The sequence below is a fragment of the Mesorhizobium sp. CO1-1-8 genome (genome assembly GCF_020164875.1).
Classification (GTDB): Bacteria; Pseudomonadota; Alphaproteobacteria; order Rhizobiales; family Rhizobiaceae; genus Mesorhizobium.
This window is the reverse complement of the sequence record NZ_JAIUGZ010000003.1, coordinates 485,476-501,397: the sequence shown is the minus strand read 5'-3', so window position 1 is coordinate 501,397 and position 15,922 is coordinate 485,476. Positions and strand designations below refer to the sequence as shown.

The 15,922-nt window shown below is 59.3% G+C and carries 13 protein-coding genes; all 13 read left to right on the top strand.

The genetic code is table 11. The features are described from left to right. Window positions 1-12 precede the first annotated feature (12 nt). The 13 genes from LB558_RS08685 (at window position 13) to LB558_RS08625 (ending at window position 15,490) form a co-directional block, all read left to right on the top strand. Complete coding sequence (locus LB558_RS08685; RefSeq protein WP_224697166.1) at window positions 13-705, top strand: virB8 family protein; 693 nt, start codon at window positions 13-15, stop codon at window positions 703-705. Further along, window positions 705-1,517 (top strand): P-type conjugative transfer protein VirB9, encoded by an 813-nt coding sequence (gene virB9 / locus LB558_RS08680; RefSeq protein ID WP_224697165.1) that lies wholly within the window; start codon window positions 705-707, stop codon window positions 1,515-1,517. The genes LB558_RS08685 and virB9 overlap by 1 nt, the downstream gene beginning before the upstream one ends. Continuing rightward, the gene (gene virB10, locus LB558_RS08675) at window positions 1,517-2,740 is read left to right on the top strand and encodes a type IV secretion system protein VirB10 (RefSeq protein ID WP_224697223.1); all 1,224 of its coding nucleotides are present in this window, start codon (window positions 1,517-1,519) and stop codon (window positions 2,738-2,740) included. The genes virB9 and virB10 overlap by 1 nt, the downstream gene beginning before the upstream one ends. After that, window positions 2,721-3,746 (top strand): P-type DNA transfer ATPase VirB11, encoded by a 1,026-nt coding sequence (virB11, locus tag LB558_RS08670; protein ID WP_224697164.1) that lies wholly within the window; start codon window positions 2,721-2,723, stop codon window positions 3,744-3,746. The genes virB10 and virB11 overlap by 20 nt, the downstream gene beginning before the upstream one ends. Further along, complete coding sequence (locus LB558_RS08665; protein WP_224697163.1) at window positions 3,743-5,704, top strand: type IV secretory system conjugative DNA transfer family protein; 1,962 nt, start codon at window positions 3,743-3,745, stop codon at window positions 5,702-5,704. Before virB11 ends, LB558_RS08665 begins: the two co-directional genes overlap by 4 nt. Window positions 5,705-5,789: 85 nt before the next feature. Further along, window positions 5,790-5,999: a hypothetical protein gene (locus LB558_RS08660; RefSeq protein WP_224697162.1), complete on the top strand. Its 210-nt coding sequence runs from the start codon at window positions 5,790-5,792 to the stop codon at window positions 5,997-5,999. A gap of 247 nt (window positions 6,000-6,246) precedes the next feature. Next, window positions 6,247-6,759: a (2Fe-2S)-binding protein gene (locus LB558_RS08655; RefSeq protein ID WP_224697161.1), complete on the top strand. Its 513-nt coding sequence runs from the start codon at window positions 6,247-6,249 to the stop codon at window positions 6,757-6,759. Beyond that, window positions 6,756-7,811, top strand: a complete 1,056-nt coding sequence (locus tag LB558_RS08650; RefSeq protein ID WP_224697160.1) for an FAD binding domain-containing protein — start codon at window positions 6,756-6,758, stop codon at window positions 7,809-7,811. Before LB558_RS08655 ends, LB558_RS08650 begins: the two co-directional genes overlap by 4 nt. Further along, window positions 7,804-10,068, top strand: coding sequence for a xanthine dehydrogenase family protein molybdopterin-binding subunit (locus tag LB558_RS08645; RefSeq protein ID WP_224697159.1), 2,265 nt, complete (start codon window positions 7,804-7,806; stop codon window positions 10,066-10,068). Before LB558_RS08650 ends, LB558_RS08645 begins: the two co-directional genes overlap by 8 nt. A gap of 465 nt (window positions 10,069-10,533) precedes the next feature. Beyond that, window positions 10,534-10,914, top strand: coding sequence for a hypothetical protein (locus LB558_RS08640; RefSeq protein ID WP_412033452.1), 381 nt, complete (start codon window positions 10,534-10,536; stop codon window positions 10,912-10,914). Between the two features lie 342 nt (window positions 10,915-11,256). After that, the gene (locus LB558_RS08635; RefSeq protein WP_224697157.1) at window positions 11,257-14,070 is read left to right on the top strand and encodes an ATP-binding protein; all 2,814 of its coding nucleotides are present in this window, start codon (window positions 11,257-11,259) and stop codon (window positions 14,068-14,070) included. After that, on the top strand, window positions 14,067-14,912 hold the full coding sequence (locus tag LB558_RS08630) for a hypothetical protein (protein ID WP_224697156.1): 846 nt from the start codon (window positions 14,067-14,069) through the stop codon (window positions 14,910-14,912). Before LB558_RS08635 ends, LB558_RS08630 begins: the two co-directional genes overlap by 4 nt. Continuing rightward, window positions 14,909-15,490, top strand: a complete 582-nt coding sequence (locus LB558_RS08625; protein WP_224697155.1) for an RES family NAD+ phosphorylase — start codon at window positions 14,909-14,911, stop codon at window positions 15,488-15,490. Before LB558_RS08630 ends, LB558_RS08625 begins: the two co-directional genes overlap by 4 nt. Window positions 15,491-15,922 lie beyond the last annotated feature (432 nt).

Here is a 15,922-nt window from a genome sequence, read left to right as displayed (position 1 = left end):
CCGATGGAACACATGGCAGAGAGCCCCGAGGACAGACTGGCATCCTACTTCCAGCACGGAGAAATCTGGGAGATCGAGATCATCAAGCGGGCGAAGCGCTCCAGTCGCGTCGCTTGGTTCTTCGCGATGCTATTTGCAGGGATCGCGGTGCTCAGCCTCCTCGCCGTCGTGCTGATGCTGCCGCTGAAGAGCTTCGAACCCTACCTTGTCGAGGTCGACATGAACACCGGCTATACCGAGGTGAAGTCCGGATTGACGCGGCCAGCTAAGCTGACGGAGCAGGAGGCGGTGACACAAGCCAACGTCGTCCGCTACATCCGCAACCGCGAGGGTTACGACCCTTACGCGATTGACGAGCATTTTGGCATCGCAGCACTTCTTTCGACCGGCAATGCCGCGCGCGACCTGCAGGCCCTATACAGTGCCGCCAATCCGCAAAATCCCGCCAAGATCTACGGCAAGCTGAAAAGCGTTTCGGTTGCGATCAAATCGGTCAGTTTTCCCAACGCTTCGACAGCGATCGTACGCTTTTCCACCACTGAGAAGAGCGAAACCGAGGTCATCGACCGACATTGGATCTCGGTCGTGCGCTTCCGGTACACCGACACGCCCATCAAGAACGAATGGCGCTTCGAAAACCCGCTTGGTTTCCAGGTCTACGACTATCGACGCGACCAGGAAACCGTGACGCCGGGGAGCCCGTGATGAGGGGGAAAAGAGCCTTCGCCTCTTTGCTGTATCTCATTGCGCTCGGTTCGGTCGCCCTGGCGGCTCAGACGCCGAAGGGCGGGGCGCTCGACCGGCGCGTCACCAGCGTAATCTATCAAATGAACAATGTCGTACAAGTCTCTGCTACATATGGCATTTCGACCATGATCATTTTCGATGAGGACGAGAGGTTCCAGACGATTTCTCTCGGCGACACGGACAGCTGGCAGGTGGTCCCGGCTGAAAAGGGCAACATCCTGTTCGTGAAACCGACCGCCAGGAATGTGACCACCAACATGAACGTCGTTACGGACAAGCGGATTTACTACCTGGAATTGCGCGACAACGAGCCGGAAGCGACCAAAGAGGTCTTCGGGATTCGCTTCGTCTATCCCGACAAAAATCTGGATACCGCCTTGCGCAGCGAAGCCCAGCAGCGCGCCGCGTGGCCGAATATTTCCGGCATCGACAAGGCCAACGTCAACATCGACTATTCCTTCTCCGGTGACGCAGGGCTGAAGCCGCTGATGGTTTTTGATGACGGCGCCAAGACCTTCTTCAAGTTCGAACGCCGCGTGCCGGCGATCTTCGCGGTCAATTCCGACTTTTCCGAAACGCTGGAGAATTTCCGCAGGGAAGGCGACTATGTTGTCGTCGATGGAACGGCGACGCAGTTCACCTTGCGCGACGGCCCTCAATGGGTCTGCATCTTCAATCTGAAGAAGCCCGATTTCGGCACCCCCGATCCCGGAGTCCTTGGCCCGGCCAAGGATCCTCAAGCAACCAGGCGGAGGGGGAGCGGCAATTGATCCAGCGCAGTCCCGAACTCGAGGCCATGGCGAGTGCCGACGAGCCCGCTGTCGCGGACAGGTCTGTTCGTCGCAAGCAGTTGCTCGGCGGGGGGATCCTTGTCCTCGCGGGCGTCGTCGCGGCTTATTTCGTCTTCACCGGTGGCGGACAGCAGCGACGCGATCCGTTGGCCGGCGACGAGGAATTTTCAACGACGACGTTTCGGCCGCCGTCCTTTGTGCGTGACGGCGTGACGCAACCAAAGCCGACGGAACCAGAAGTTCTCCAAATCCCGCCGCCACCTCCGCCGCCGGCAAAAGCGGAAGAGCATTCCGACACGACTGAGTTCAACGTTCCGCCTCCGCCCGCGGCGGCACCGGAAGCCGATTTGGGGTCCGCGCCAGCCAAGGACGAATTCCCGAAACGATACCGCTCCAACATGGTCGTGTTCGACAACAAGGGAGGTTCAAGCGAAGAGCAGCTCGGATCGACACCAGCGGATGGGCAGGGCGCCTCTGTCGCGGGCGAGGATCGCAACAGCAAGTTCCTGGCGGCCGAGATCAGCCGCGGCGATCGAACCGCACAGGCAAGAAGGATCGATCGCATCGATGCACTGGTTCCGGAGGGGACCTTGATACCCGGGATCCTGGAAACAGCAATCGTAAGTGACCTGCCGGGCCAAATCAGCGCTGTCGTCTCTCAGGACGTTTATTCCTTCGATGGTCGGCGCGTTCTTATTCCGACGGGCACACGCCTCATCGGTGAATATCAGTCAGACATTGTGCGGGGTCAAAAGCGTGTCTTCGTGATCTGGACACGAATGTTGCGCGATGACGGCGTCAGCGTTCGCCTCGATTCGGTTGGAGCCGATAGCCTGGGCCGATCTGGCCTGACCGGTCAGGTTGACAACAAATACAAGGAGCGGTTTGGCGCTGCCATTCTCCTGTCCATCATCGGCGGCGGCGCCAGCTATCTGGCGGGTGGCGACAGCCAGTCGGCGACAGCTGGCGGCGACGACAGTCAGCGCGCCGAGGACCTCGCCCGCACCACATTGGCGCAGACGTTTTCCGACATGGCCAATCAGGCGCTCGGCGACAGCCTCAAGATCCCGCCAACCATCAGCATCGCGCAAGGCGAGCGTATCTTTGTTTTCGTGCGCCAGGACCTCGACTTCTCAGCGCTCTACATCGACCCGCTCTCCGAAGCGCTCAAGGAGATCAAGCATGAACGTGGTCTCAACTGACTTCGCCCGCGACCACAGGCATTATTTTCTCTACCGCGCGCTGGAGCCGCTGAACCCGTTTCTGGCTGACCCGCGTGTCATAGAGGTCTCGATCAATCGTCCCGGTCGTGTGTATATCGAGCGGCTGGGCGACGAGCACATGGAGTTCTTTTCGGCTCCTGAGCTGACGACGGCGGAGATCGTCAACATCGGCGAGCGCGTGGCGGCCTCGACGAACCAGTTCATCAGTTCCGCCAACCCGATCCTGAGCGCTGCGCTACCCACGGGCGAGCGCATCCAAATCGTGCTGCCGCCGGCAGCTCCCGACGGCGGCGCCATCTCGCTGCGCAAGCAGGTCGTCAGCGATTTCAGCCTCGACGACTATCGCGATAGAGGTGCGTTTGACCAAGTCTCTGTGACGATCGGTGGCGCGACCGACGTGGATCGGGAGCTGACGAAGCTTCTCCATGCAAACGATGTCCATGGCTTCCTCCGATCCGCGATCACCAATCGCGTTTCGATCCTTATCAGCGGCGGCACTTCTAGCGGCAAGACGACTTTCCTCAACGCCTGTCTCAAGTCGGTCGACCCCCTCGAGCGCGTCATCACCTTGGAGGACACGAGAGAGTTGTTTCCGCCTCAGACAAATGCGGTGCATCTCTTGGCCTCAAAGGGCGACCAGGGTACGGCCAGCGTCACGATCCAGAGTTTGCTGGAGGCCTCACTGCGCATGCGTCCTGACCGCCTGTTCGTCGGTGAGGTGAGGGGCCTGGAGGCCTTTTTCTTCCTTCGCGCCATCAACACCGGACATCCAGGTTCGATGACGACCGTGCACGCCGACACGCCGCTCGGCGCATACGAGCAATTGGCCATGATGGTGATGCAGTCGGGACTTTCGGCGGCATATCAGAAGGCGGACTTAATCTCCTATATCCGCAGCGTCATCCCGATTGTCATCCAGCTTCGGCGTGAGGGGGGCCGCCGCTGCGTCTCCGAGATCTTCTTTGAACGCATGGTCGGGTCATGACAGGCTCCTTGCGTGTGATCTACGTCATATTCTGCCTGGCGATCGCCTTCGCCATCTGGCTCCTGTGTTATGGCCTGGCGCTAAAACTTCTCTACGGTGACGCTCGTGTCATAGAGGCGACGCTGGCCACAAACCCTTGGGTGCCTCTCCAACAGCTCGCGGTCTATGCCGGCAATCACACGCTGCAGCGGGTGGCACTGGGGGCCGCGGCGCCCGCGCTCCTCGTCGCCGGCGTTGTCGCTTATGCCGGTCTGCGGATGGCATCCAATCCGCTTGGCGATGCGCGCTTTCAAAATACAGCATCGCTTCGCCGGGCAAAGTGGTTTCGCCGTAGCGGACATATCCTTGGGTCTTTTGGTCATCAGATTCTGCGCGTCGACGACGAGCGGCATCATCTTGTGATCGGGCCGACACGCTCCGGAAAAGGCGCCTGCTACGTCATTCCGAATGCTCTCAGCCACGAAGGCTCGCTGATCGTCACCGATCTAAAGGGGGAGATTTTTCGGTCCACGGCCGGCTACCGCAAGGCGAAGGGCAGTCAGGTCTTCCTTTTCGCCCCGGGATCCGACCGGACCCACCGCTACAATCCGCTGGACTTCATCCGCCCTGACCGCGGCGACCGCACCACCGACATCCAGAACATTGCCGCAATCTTGGTCCCCGAAAGCGTCGATTCGGAAAATTCGATCTGGCAGGCGACGGCCCAACAGGTCATGGCCGGGGTGATCAGCTACATCAACGAGAGTGTCTTCTATCACGGCCGACGCAATCTCGGCGAAGTGGCGGCATTCTTCAACAGCAGCGCGAACCTTCAGGCACTGATGGGTTTTATCAAGGAGAAGGAGCCCGATCTTTCGCGCTTCACGGTCGAGAGCTTCAATGCCTATCTCGCGCTTTCGGAGCGCGCCGCGGCCTCGGCGCTTCTCGACGTCCAGAAGGCGCTGCGACCTTTCCGAAACGAACGCGTGGTGGCGGCCACTTTCGTCACGGACATGGACCTGCGTGCCCTGAAGTACCGACCCATCTCGATCTATCTGGCGCCCAACATCACCGACATCACGCTGCTGAGGCCGTTGCTGGCGCTCTTCGTCCAGCAGGCCCTCGATATACTCTTGCTGGAGCATGGGCGCCGAACGTTGCCGGTCTACTTCCTCTTGGATGAGTTCAGGCAATTGAAGAAGCTGAGCGAGATCACCGCCAGACTGCCCTTCGTCGCCGGCTACAATATCAAAATGGCTTTCATCGTCCAGGACTTGAAGAACCTCGACGAGATTTATGGCGAAACCGCGCGCCAATCCCTCATGGGAAACTGCGGCTATCAACTTGTGCTCGGCGCGAACGATCAAGCGACCGCCGAGGCGGTGTCGAAGAGCCTTGGCCGACGCACACTGCGCTACAAGACCGAGTCCCGGACGATCGAGCCGATGGGCCTTCCCCGGCGCACCAAGGTGGAGCAGTTGAGGGAGCGGGATCTGATGATGCCGCAGGAAATTCGCCAGCTGCCGCCCGACAAGATGCTTGTGATCGTCGAAGGGCAGAACCCGATCCTTGCCGACAAGTTGCGCTTCTTTTCGGTGAAGCGGTTTCGTGACCCGGAGCTTTTCTCTCGCAGTCACATTCCTTTCGTGCCAGCAATGGAATTCCTGCCGTCGACACCCGTTCCCGCGACGACCGCGTCATATCAGAATGCTCGCACGGCCGGCACAGCTTCTGCTCGTCAATCTGCGGCGGAGGCCGATCGCTTCCCGGCAAATCGCCGCCCGGAGGCAGGGGTCCATGGCGAACAGGCTGTGGAGGCCGTTGAGGCCCGATTCAACTCGGCGGCGAGAAGATTGAAGGGTTTGATCGTCAGCAGAACCAAAGCTCTTCAGCCACGTCACGACACGAAGAACTGGTCGGCAATATTTGACGAGGCGGTGCCCGACGCCTGGTCAGAACTTGACCCGGAGGACGCCTAGGCGAGCAACTTCAATTCAAGCACCTTGACAGTAAGGGGAATGGCACACGTGAATTTTTGTGAGAGCGCTGCTTAGCCCGCCTGGAATGAAGGGCGAGCGCTCATTGCCACAGCAGACAGTCTCCAACGCAACAGAGCGCCAGCTGGTCAAATTGATGCGCACCGTCGATGAATGGCGACTGTTGCGCTCGTTAATGACCGAGACCTCGCCATTCTGTTCCGCTGTCCAGCAAGTCGAAGCCAAAGACGCGCTACGCCTCGGCGCGCTTCTCCACCAACCTGTGTTGCTCGCCTGAGATCGTTTGGCTGAATTCGTCACGCGTTCCACCCATCGGCTACTTCTCGACCTCAAACCCTATTGACAGGGTCCGGAGCACACCTCACCTAATCAACGCCTTTCAATTTGCATCGACATACGTCACGGACGTCCCCGCCTTTTCCTGCCCGGAACTCATGTTGCGAATTCCGCTTACACTCACCCAATCAAGCAGATCAGCACAGGGTACAAAAACTCTTAAGTCATCTTCATCATGATCAGGATCCATGTCAGTCGCCATCAACCTCGTCATCAACGGCTACCAGCACGCGATTGCGCTCGATGATCCCCGCGTAACGCTCCTTGACCTCTTGCGCGACCGGCTTCACTTGACCGGCACCAAGAAGGGGTGTGACCGCGGCCAGTGCGGCGCGTGTACCGTTCTGGTCGACGGGCGGCGTATCAATTCCTGTCTCTCGTTGGCCGCAAGCCTGGATGGCGCCGAAATCCACTCCATCGAAGGGCTTGCCGACGGGGAGACGCTGCATCCCGTACAGGCCGCCTTCATCGCGCAGGATGGATTTCAGTGCGGCTACTGTACGCCCGGACAGATCATGAGCGCGATTGGCCTCATCTCGGAGGGCCATGCCGGCGATGATCCCGAACGCGTCCGCGAACTGATGAGCGGAAACATCTGCCGATGCGGCGCTTACCAGGGCATCACCGAAGCTGTGCTGGCAGCGCAGAAGAGGATGGCTGAGAAGGACGACGGCGGCGCCCGCCAGACGGGCGCAGCATGAACCGGTTTGACTATGTTCGAGCAACCAACGTGGCGGAGGCCATTGCCGCTGCGGTAGAGCCGGGTTCGGTTTACTTCGCAGCCGGCACTAATCTGCTCGACCTCATGAAATGTGGAGTGGCGCAGCCCGGACGGATTATCGATGTAACCCGACTGCCTGGTCTGGACCGCATCGAATGGCTTGCGGACGGTGACGTGCGCGTCGGGGCGATGGTGCGCAACTCGGACCTGGCCTACGAGAGCCGCTTTGCGCGAACTTTTCCGTCGGTCGCAGAGGCGTTGCTTTCTGGTGCTTCCGCGCAGCTTCGCAACGCGGCGACTGTTGCAGGCAACCTCATGCAGGACACACGCTGCGCCTATTTCTACGATCTTGAGAGCGCCTGCAACCGGCGCCTGCCAGGATCAGGCTGCGATGCCTTGCACGGGCAAAATCGGCTGCACGCGGTGCTTGGCTGGAGCGAACATTGTATCGCCACCCACCCGTCGGATTTCTGCGTGCCGCTGGTGGCGTTGGACGCCATTGTCGAGTTGCTGGGCCCGCACGGCCCTCGCGAAATTCCGGTGGAAGCACTGCACATGCTTCCCGGGTCGACACCGGAACGGAAAACGGCGCTGCTGCCCGGTGAAATGATCGTGGCGCTAAGGATTCCAGCGCAAGCCGCCGGTTTCGCAGGCCATGCGCGATACCTGAAGTTGCGCGAGCGCACGTCCTACGCCTTTGCCGTTGTTTCGGCAGCGGCTGCGCTGAACATCGATGGCGACACGATCCACTCGGCGCGCCTTGCGCTTGGCGGTGTTGCCGCCAAACCATGGCGGGCCCGCGACGCGGAAGCGTGGCTAAGAGGCCGGAGGGCGACAACCGGGGCCTTCGCGAAGGCGGCTGATATCGCGCTCGCGGAGGCCCGGCCGTCCGGTGATAACACATTCAAGATCGAACTGGCGCGTCGCATCGTACGCCGCGCTCTATCCGTTGCCCTGGACGGTACCCCGGCCATCATGCCTGCGCTGCCGGCGTCGCCGTTTTCCACCCTTGCCGGAGCAAATCATGTCTGAGACCGCTTCCCCCTTTCGGCGGCATCTCCGGCATGGCTCCACGTCCGGTCAGCCGCTGACGCGGCGCGACGGCGTGCTCAAGGTCACCGGCCGTGCACAATACGCTGGAGACACCCATCCCGAAGGCTTGCTCTATGCCGTGACCGCGGTCAGCCGGATCGCTCGTGGGCGCGTGATATCGCTCGACGTCACAGCCGCCAAGGCGCAACCCGGCGTGGTCGAGGTTTTGACGCCGGCGAACCGACCGCCGCTGTCCCATGATCCCAACGAGAAGATGCCGCCCTTCGGCTTCCGCGTCGAAGTGCTGCAGAACGATACGGTCCGCTACGTCAACCAGCCGATCGCCTTGGTGGTCGCCGAAACGCTAGAAGCGGCCACCGAGGGCGCCGCGCTGCTCAAGCCGCAATATTACGTGGAAGCGGCCCGCACGGGGCCGGCAAATGGAGGGCGCTATAAACCCTCGGCAGTCGACATCGGCGAACCGGCCCGCACGGAGCGCGGCAACATCGAGGCAGGCTTCGCGGCGGCGAGCCATATAGTGGAGGCGGAGTTCGCGACCTCGGCGCAGTATCACAACGCGATGGAGCCTCATGCTATCGTCGCCAAATGGGACGGCGATAGTCTAACCCTGGACATGCCAAATCAGGCGCTGGCGCTGAGCACCAGATATTATGCGGCCTATTTCGGCATCTTGGCAGAGAATGTGTTGATCCGCTCGCCATTCCTTGGCGGGGGGTTCGGCTCGAAGGTGATGATCAACGGACCGCAAATCCTCGCCATTCTCGCCGCGCGCATGCTGCATCGGCCGGTAAAACTAGTGCTGACCCGGGCCCAGATGTACGGGCCGGTCGGCCATCGCGGCGCCAGTTGGCAGAAGCTGCGTGTCGGCACCGATGGGAATGGAAAGTTGACCGCGCTTCACCACCACACGCTTGTCACCACCTCCAGTTTCGACGAATTCATCGAACCGACATCGGATGCATCGCTGCCGCTTTATGCAAGCACTGCGCTGCTTGCGGAGCACGAAGGCCTGCGTCTCGACATCGGCACGCCCGGGCCGATGCGGGCACCTGGCGCGGCGCCGGGATCGGCGGCATTGGAAGTCACGATGGACGAGGCGGCGCAAGCTCATGGCATGGACCCGCTCGCATTCCGGCTGTTGAACTATGCCGAGACCGAACCCGGCACCGGGCGACCTTTTTCATCGAAGGCGCTGCGGGAATGCTACGCCGCGGGCGCCGAGCGTTTCGGTTGGTCGAAGCGTCCGCTCGGACCACGCCAGATGCGTGACGAGAACGGCTTCCTCGTCGGCTGGGGCATGGGGACGGCCGTCTTTCATTGTTCGCATTTTCCAGCTCAAGCGCGCGCAACCTTGCGCGCCGACGGAACGGCCTTGGTGGAAACGGGCGGCGTTGATATGGGACAAGGCGCGTGGACGGCTCTGGCTCAGATCGCTGCGGAAGCACTCGGGCTCAACCCCGATCAGGTTGAATTTTCTTCCGGTCGGTCGAACCTGCCGGACGGCGGCGTTGCAGGCGCCTCTGGCCACACCGCCAGCGCCGGGCTGGCGCTGCACAATGCCGGTGAGGACGCGATCGCCAGACTTGCCGAACTCGCGATGGGGCATCCTGACTCTCCGTTGTTCGGCGCGGGCAATGTCGGCGTGGTTGCGCAGGACGGGCGGCTCCATCGCCGCGACAACAAGGAGCGTGGCGAAAGTTTTGTGCAGATCCTCGCCCGCGCCGGAAGAACGGAGTTGGTTGGCACGGCCAAGGCCGCCCGCGATCCTGATGTGGCGGCGTCGCATGCGATGTATGCGCATGGCGCCGTGTTTGCGGAGGTCAAGGTCGATCCGGAGCTCTGCCAGGTTCGGGCGACACGACTGGTCGGCGCCTTTGCAGCCGGTCGTATCATCAATCCTCGTCTTGTGCGCAGCCAATATTTCGGCGGCATGATATGGGGCATTTCGTTCGCACTGCAGGAGGAGGCCGTGATGGACCCCCGAACGGGACGCATCATGAATGCCGATCTGGCGGAGTACCATGTGCCGGTCAATGCTGACGTCCCACCGATGGAAGCCATCCTCATTCCGGAGGATGACCTCTACGTCAATCAGCTGGGCATAAAGGGTGTTGGAGAGATTGGTCTCACCGGCACCGTCGGCGCAATCGCAAACGCGGTGTGGCACGCGACAGGCGTGCGCGTGCGGCGCTTTCCGATCCGGATAGAGGATATCATGCCGAGCCAATCGGTCTAGGTCGCATGCATTTGGCAAGCGATGTGGTGGGCTACCTCAAGGATTGCCCTGGCGCTGACTTTTGCGATCAGTGAATCGGGAGAACGCTGCGCTCTTGACACTGGCACTGGATCGCCATCCTGAGGTACCAGAGAAGACTATCGAGGTTGGCACGTGCCGTGCCGAACGTCCCTCTCGCCAAACCGTCATTACGCTATTGGCCCAGAGATGCCGTAGCCGCGCTGGGGGAATATTGGAAAGACTTCAGTCGACCGGTCGATCCTCCATGCGCTTCGATCCTCTGAGCGCTTCAAAGTGGAGGTTGCGTTCGAATCGAAGCGGTCCTTCCTGTTGCTCGGTCGATCCGAGAACTCATCGCGTGAACCGGTGGCGTTAACCGGTTCCCCCCCACGGTTTCTGTGAGCTAAGCAGCGTAAGTGAATCTTGCCTATTGCCAATCGCGGCAGACAGAGCACTGTCGCCGATATGGTGGCCGGGCACGTTGAAATGGTTCTCTTCGAGCAGTCGATTGCCAATCCAGACGGCATCCAGAAACCATTTTCAGACAGAGTGATCGACGCCGCGGAGAAAACCGAAGGATCGGTGCTATTCAATGTCCGCATAGATGGTGACGCCGCCATTCGGAGAATGGCTGCGATCGGGTATGGTGCAGCGGAAGCGGCGATCGTGGTGCTCGAGAAGGGCGGCCAAATGAGATGCGCCTTGGTCAACGGTGAGGCATGCACCTTGGTCACAGAATTGTCTGCCTGGGAATCATTGCCACTAAGCGAGCATGCCCGGATCGAGTATCGCGGTACGGCAACAATCTTGCTCGCGAAACTGCGCAGTTCCGGTCACTTCAGTTAAACAGTGCGTTTTCATCGGGCGCCCCGAAACGCGCGTGACGCCCGACAGACTTGGAAACGTTTGATTAACGGATCGCGTGTGCTCACACGCCATATTTGTTCTCGAACAATCTTGGAGCTTTCTGGCCTGCGTGCGAATATCGAGGGCTTGGGTTAGGAGGCTCAGCCGAGATAGGCACGGGGTTGTTACTGGCTTGCCGCTGGCCGGGAACGACCACTGACAATGAAACCGAGGACGGGGGCAGATGTTGACTAACCCGTCGAATCTAGAGCCGGCTAGTGCTCGGCTTTATGTTACTTATTCCCCAAATGGAACTTTCCGTTCAAAGTCGCGGAGGTGTTTATGGACCTAGGCAAGCCGAGATCGAACGCTTCTTCGCCTGCAACGGTGGTCGCGGCGACAATCCTGAGCTATCTCGAAGGGGTACCCGTAGCTACGATCAACAAAAGCGCGTCGACTAGCCATGACTTCGACGTGATAAGAGTTCTTCCGACTGAGTTCGAAGAGTTCTGCGCAGTCGTGTCAAACGATCCCGACATCTGGGTCTCGCGGTTCAGCGATCTTGGCGACCGTCTGTTCTCTGTTAGTTGGACAAATGCGCCCCCGATCGCCCGGATGTTCAGAGATCACAGATACTTTCGCTGGTTTGAGCTTCATCATATTCTCGCAATGGTCGACAATCCGACTGCGCTACGCATCGTTAACGTAGCCCAGTTTGCGCCGCTGTTCTTTACCTACGGCTCCGTCACCAAGGGTGATGAGGTTGTGTTGATCGGGCCTTTACTGTGGTTACTGCCTGGCAGCTCAATGTCCAGCGTACGTCCTGCCTTGGAGACATTCCTAGATAGAATTTCGCGTACGTGGCGGCCCGCGAGCGTGCACCACCGGCGGGAAGATTCTGCCAGTCTGTACCCGATTGACAGATTGCTCAATGCTGCCAATTCTCGCCTTGTCCGCTCTCTTGAGCCATCCAGCCGAAGGATGGCAGACGTCGCCGACATGCTTGGTGAGATTAACCGCCTAGTTTTGGCCCACCATGGTGACATAGATATCGCCCAGATAGCGGTGCTTTCCTCGCTCGTTTCAGCCAAGAATGCCTTGGGGAGCTACGGGCTGAGGGCTGAACTTGGTCCTCAGATCGAGCAAGCCATTGAGCGGACACTTTCGATGGCAGCGGAATTGGGAACGCCTTCTTGGAGGGACGATTTCGAAGCCTCACTTCGCGCCGACGGTGGCGATATCGCCAGCCTTGTCGAACACCGTCAGGACACCGGTGCACTGACCTGGACGCAGTTCTTTCACGAGTCGATGGCGATCTTGGACAACTGGCTGGCGACCAGCACCTATTTCAGCATAGCTCCTGCCGCCTTCGCCGGAGACAGCCCCAAGCTGGTGGATTGGAACAGGCTCTGTCGCTTTCTGGCGGACGTGCTCCTCTCATCCGAGGTGTCGATCTATCGGTACGCGCTGACAGAGGATCATGCACCGCTACACGCTTTAGGCATCCATTGTTCCGGCAATTCGCACGAAAAAAAAGCTGCGATCAAAAGAAGCTTCATGCGAGACGCGGCAAGTCAAGAGCGGCTTCGTCGGCGGTCCGCCTCCTACCGAGCTGCGACACAGAATGCGACAGTCTATGTGGCCGATGCCCTTCTGAATGACCAAGCGACTATTCTTGTCCCCGACGACGATCGGTTAGAGTTTGAATGGGGACGCTCGGTGCTGGCCATTCCAATCAGGATCGGCGGAAATGTGTGGGGGGTTCTTGAGTTGGTGTCTACAATGCCCCGCCACTTCGGCACTCTACTGCGTCCAAAGTGCGAAGAGGCGGCGGAGGTTCTATCGTCGACATTCTTGAGCGTGAATGTTTTCGATGCGGTGTCTAGGTTCGATCGGTATTGGTCAGACGACTTCGGAGCGCGTCAGGGACGCAAATCGGAACTCTGCCGGGTTATCGCGGACGTTTTCCTCGCCGATCATGTCACTGTCTTCACTGGAGCCCGGCACCCGAGCGAAGGGTCCTTTGATCTAGAAAAGTTTGGAACTTGGACCAGCAAACGAGTTGGCACCGATGAGTTAGGGGCGGTTTCGGTTGTCCAAGTGCGAGAGTTTTTAGATAGCAATCGTAAACTACAGGAATTGCCTACAAGCGGGGATGGCTCCAGTCGAAGGACTTTCATGGTGGAGCTTCCAGCCCGCGTGGGAGCTGGAGATTGGATTGGTGCGCTGATCTTCAGTACGCCACATCCCATTGCAATGGACGCCAACTGGGATCGGCGCACAGTTGCGTTGGCCAGTCTAGTCAGCTCAATTCTGGCCGACCTCACCTCTGACGCTTCTTGGGAGGTAGAAGTTCGGAACGTGCTACGTCATGAGTATCGGCGGGTCGAAAGGCAGCTGCGAGGTATAAGGACGCGGCTCGATCAAAGAATCGTGAAAAGCCTGCATGAAGAAGATAGGCGGGTCGGCGATTTGATCGTAGCGGATCTCGATATTGCGGTTAGTTCTTTGGAAATGAGTGCCCAGGTACTAAAAGCGACGAGCGGCGATCGACGGCTGTTTCGAGACCCACGGCTTATCGCCGTCAAGCGCGCGAAGGAGGCCTTCGACAAAGCCAAGGCAACGCCCACGCGTATCAGAGACGCATTCCGGAGCCAGTTTACGGCGGCGGCTCAAGCGGCCGGTGGCGGCGCGCTCGCTCTGGCGGTGTCGGGAGTCGATTTCGACGTCCTCATGGACGGGACCACTCTGTCTGATATTCTCGGAACTCTCGCCGACAATGCTGCTAAGTACAGCGTACCACGCAGTGAGGTGGTGATGACTGCCATCTCCACGCTGTCAAACGGATTGACGGTAACGATCTCAAATCTAGGACCCGCTTTATCCTCCTATGAGGAGGAGAAGGTTTTTGAAGCCGGCTACCGCGGCGAATACGCTCGCATAAGCATGCCTGACAACGGAGCCGGCCGAGGGTTGGGGTTCGCAAAGAGCGCTATGGAGATCTGGGGGGGCACACTTGGCTATCGCACGAGCGAACTCAGCGGGGAGAGGGTACTAAGCCCTATTGCCGGATACAAGATTGTTTGGCATCGTTTTGTTCTCACCTTTCCATCTTCCATTGTCAGAGAACATCCAAAGAAAGATCCAGGATCGTGAATGTTGCCGTTGCAAGCGAAGTTATTGAAATGCGGACCGCTTGGGTCTTCGATGACAAGAAGACTGATGAGCAAAAACTCGTCGGAAGCCTTGAGGCTGTTGGAATTCGAACTCGCAGTGAGACCAATATTGCGGCCATTGAAGTCTCAGTACAGGAAATCCTGGGCGGCGCTCCGCCCCCAGGCCTAGTGGTTCTAGACCAGCATTGGGATACCCATCTGCAAAGCCTCGAACCCATTGGCAGGGCTGACATATTGATCGAGTCCCCCGACTTAGCCGGTCGTGCAATTGCCCGATATCTTCGGAGCTTCGATGAGCTGCGGGACACCGTCCTCGTCATGGTATCCGGTCTCGATGAGATCGGGGACTATGACGATTCAGAAATTGGCCCCATGATTTCCCTCGAAAAGGGCGACATGGATGACTTCGGGGAGCGCCTTCAGGCAAGCCTCGCAACCGAAGACGCTCGTCCTGCAGAACTTGGGGCAGACCACTATACTTCTGGTGCTCGGAAGTTCCTCACGGGCTTTGCGATCGAGCTTGGCTTGGCTAAGACCGACAGCCATCTGCTTCTTGGCGGCGAACGTTCTAAAGATCTAGGTGAAGATGCGTTCGTTGCCCTCCTTGCTGCGTCGCGCGACGCAAAGCAGCGCGTCAGGGTGCTTATCGACACTGCGGTGCTGATGCACGAACTCTATGGCCAGTCGCTCCCCGCTCTTGATAAGATTTCCGCTGATCTGGGTATTCCCATGCGAGAGGCTCTGTTGGATGGAACCTTCAATCAGTTGCTTCAAATCAAGTTATTGCTTGAAGCACGCGGTGGCGGGACCCTGGACCGATGAGGAAAAAGCGCTACGCAGGACGCGAGAAGTTCAGGTGCGTGCTAACTATTCTGTTCGATCCTATGGCCGGCTACCAAGCTCAACGAGACCGGCTGAGCCGCTTTGGCTTGACTGAGCCCGAGATCGAAGCCCAGGTGGGGGATTCTCCTTCCCCCATGAGTCCGGTGGCGAAGATTGCCAGGGCGCTTCTTTATACTTTCGATCCGTCGCGCCGTGGAAGTTACGTGCCGCTCCGATTCAACACGAAGGAGTTCCCTGCACTCTACACGGCGGGGAGCAAAGGGACTGCGCATATTGAACGGCGGCATCATTGGAAGCCCACCGAGCACAATCGTGTGTCCTACTTTACCGTCCGGTATACTGGTGAAGCGCGGGATCTCCGTGAGGAGATCGCACTGGACGCGCTTGTGTTTCCGGACTCCTATCCCGATTGCCAAGAATTGGCTGTTGAGGCAATTGCCAATAGCACCACAGGTATCGTGGCCCCGTCGAAGCGGGACCCACACGGAAGCTGCTGCGCCCTTTTTAAGGCAGCAGCTGTCGAGCCGGGAGACGAACTGCGTGAGTCCACGTTCTAGATTTCTTCGCTAAGTCTTGCCTGGGCGATATGCTGCAAGTCGCACTGATACGGGCGTGGGGACCAACGCGCTGTCCGTCATCTTTGGCAAGGTGACGGTACGATCCCAGAAGCTGGACAAGATCGTGGCGCACGACGTGATCGCCGGACCAATCGGTCTTGGTACGGTCCACCCTTAGGTCAGGTATTTGGCCGGGGGCGTGCCATTAAAGTGCGTCGACGGCGGCCGCCGGCAAATTGCTTCGCGAGATCTGCGGCGAGAGGTATGTACGCGACCGTTTCTGCGGCGTCATTCAGATGGATAGATCGCGCCTGCGGTGGAGGGGGCGTAGAACTTGAAATTCAGGCGCAAATCCCGCTGCTATCATGCTTGCCGACCATAACGAAAGGGGCGCCCCCTTAAAGCCAGAAAACAACGAAAAACGAGGCACTC

Bases quoted from the DNA above. Each gene is read 5' to 3' on its own strand.
- LB558_RS08685 (WP_224697166.1), top strand. From the start codon at position 13: ATGGCAGAGAGCCCCGAGGACAGACTGGCATCCTACTTCCAGCACGGA.
- virB9 (WP_224697165.1), top strand. From the start codon at position 705: ATGAGGGGGAAAAGAGCCTTCGCCTCTTTGCTGTATCTCATTGCGCTC.
- virB11 (WP_224697164.1), top strand. From the start codon at position 2,721: ATGAACGTGGTCTCAACTGACTTCGCCCGCGACCACAGGCATTATTTT.
- LB558_RS08665 (WP_224697163.1), top strand. From the start codon at position 3,743: ATGACAGGCTCCTTGCGTGTGATCTACGTCATATTCTGCCTGGCGATC.
- LB558_RS08660 (WP_224697162.1), top strand. From the start codon at position 5,790: ATGAAGGGCGAGCGCTCATTGCCACAGCAGACAGTCTCCAACGCAACA.
- LB558_RS08655 (WP_224697161.1), top strand. From the start codon at position 6,247: ATGTCAGTCGCCATCAACCTCGTCATCAACGGCTACCAGCACGCGATT.
- LB558_RS08650 (WP_224697160.1), top strand. From the start codon at position 6,756: ATGAACCGGTTTGACTATGTTCGAGCAACCAACGTGGCGGAGGCCATT.
- LB558_RS08645 (WP_224697159.1), top strand. From the start codon at position 7,804: ATGTCTGAGACCGCTTCCCCCTTTCGGCGGCATCTCCGGCATGGCTCC.
- LB558_RS08640 (WP_412033452.1), top strand. From the start codon at position 10,534: ATGGTGGCCGGGCACGTTGAAATGGTTCTCTTCGAGCAGTCGATTGCC.
- LB558_RS08635 (WP_224697157.1), top strand. From the start codon at position 11,257: ATGGACCTAGGCAAGCCGAGATCGAACGCTTCTTCGCCTGCAACGGTG.
- LB558_RS08625 (WP_224697155.1), top strand. From the start codon at position 14,909: ATGAGGAAAAAGCGCTACGCAGGACGCGAGAAGTTCAGGTGCGTGCTA.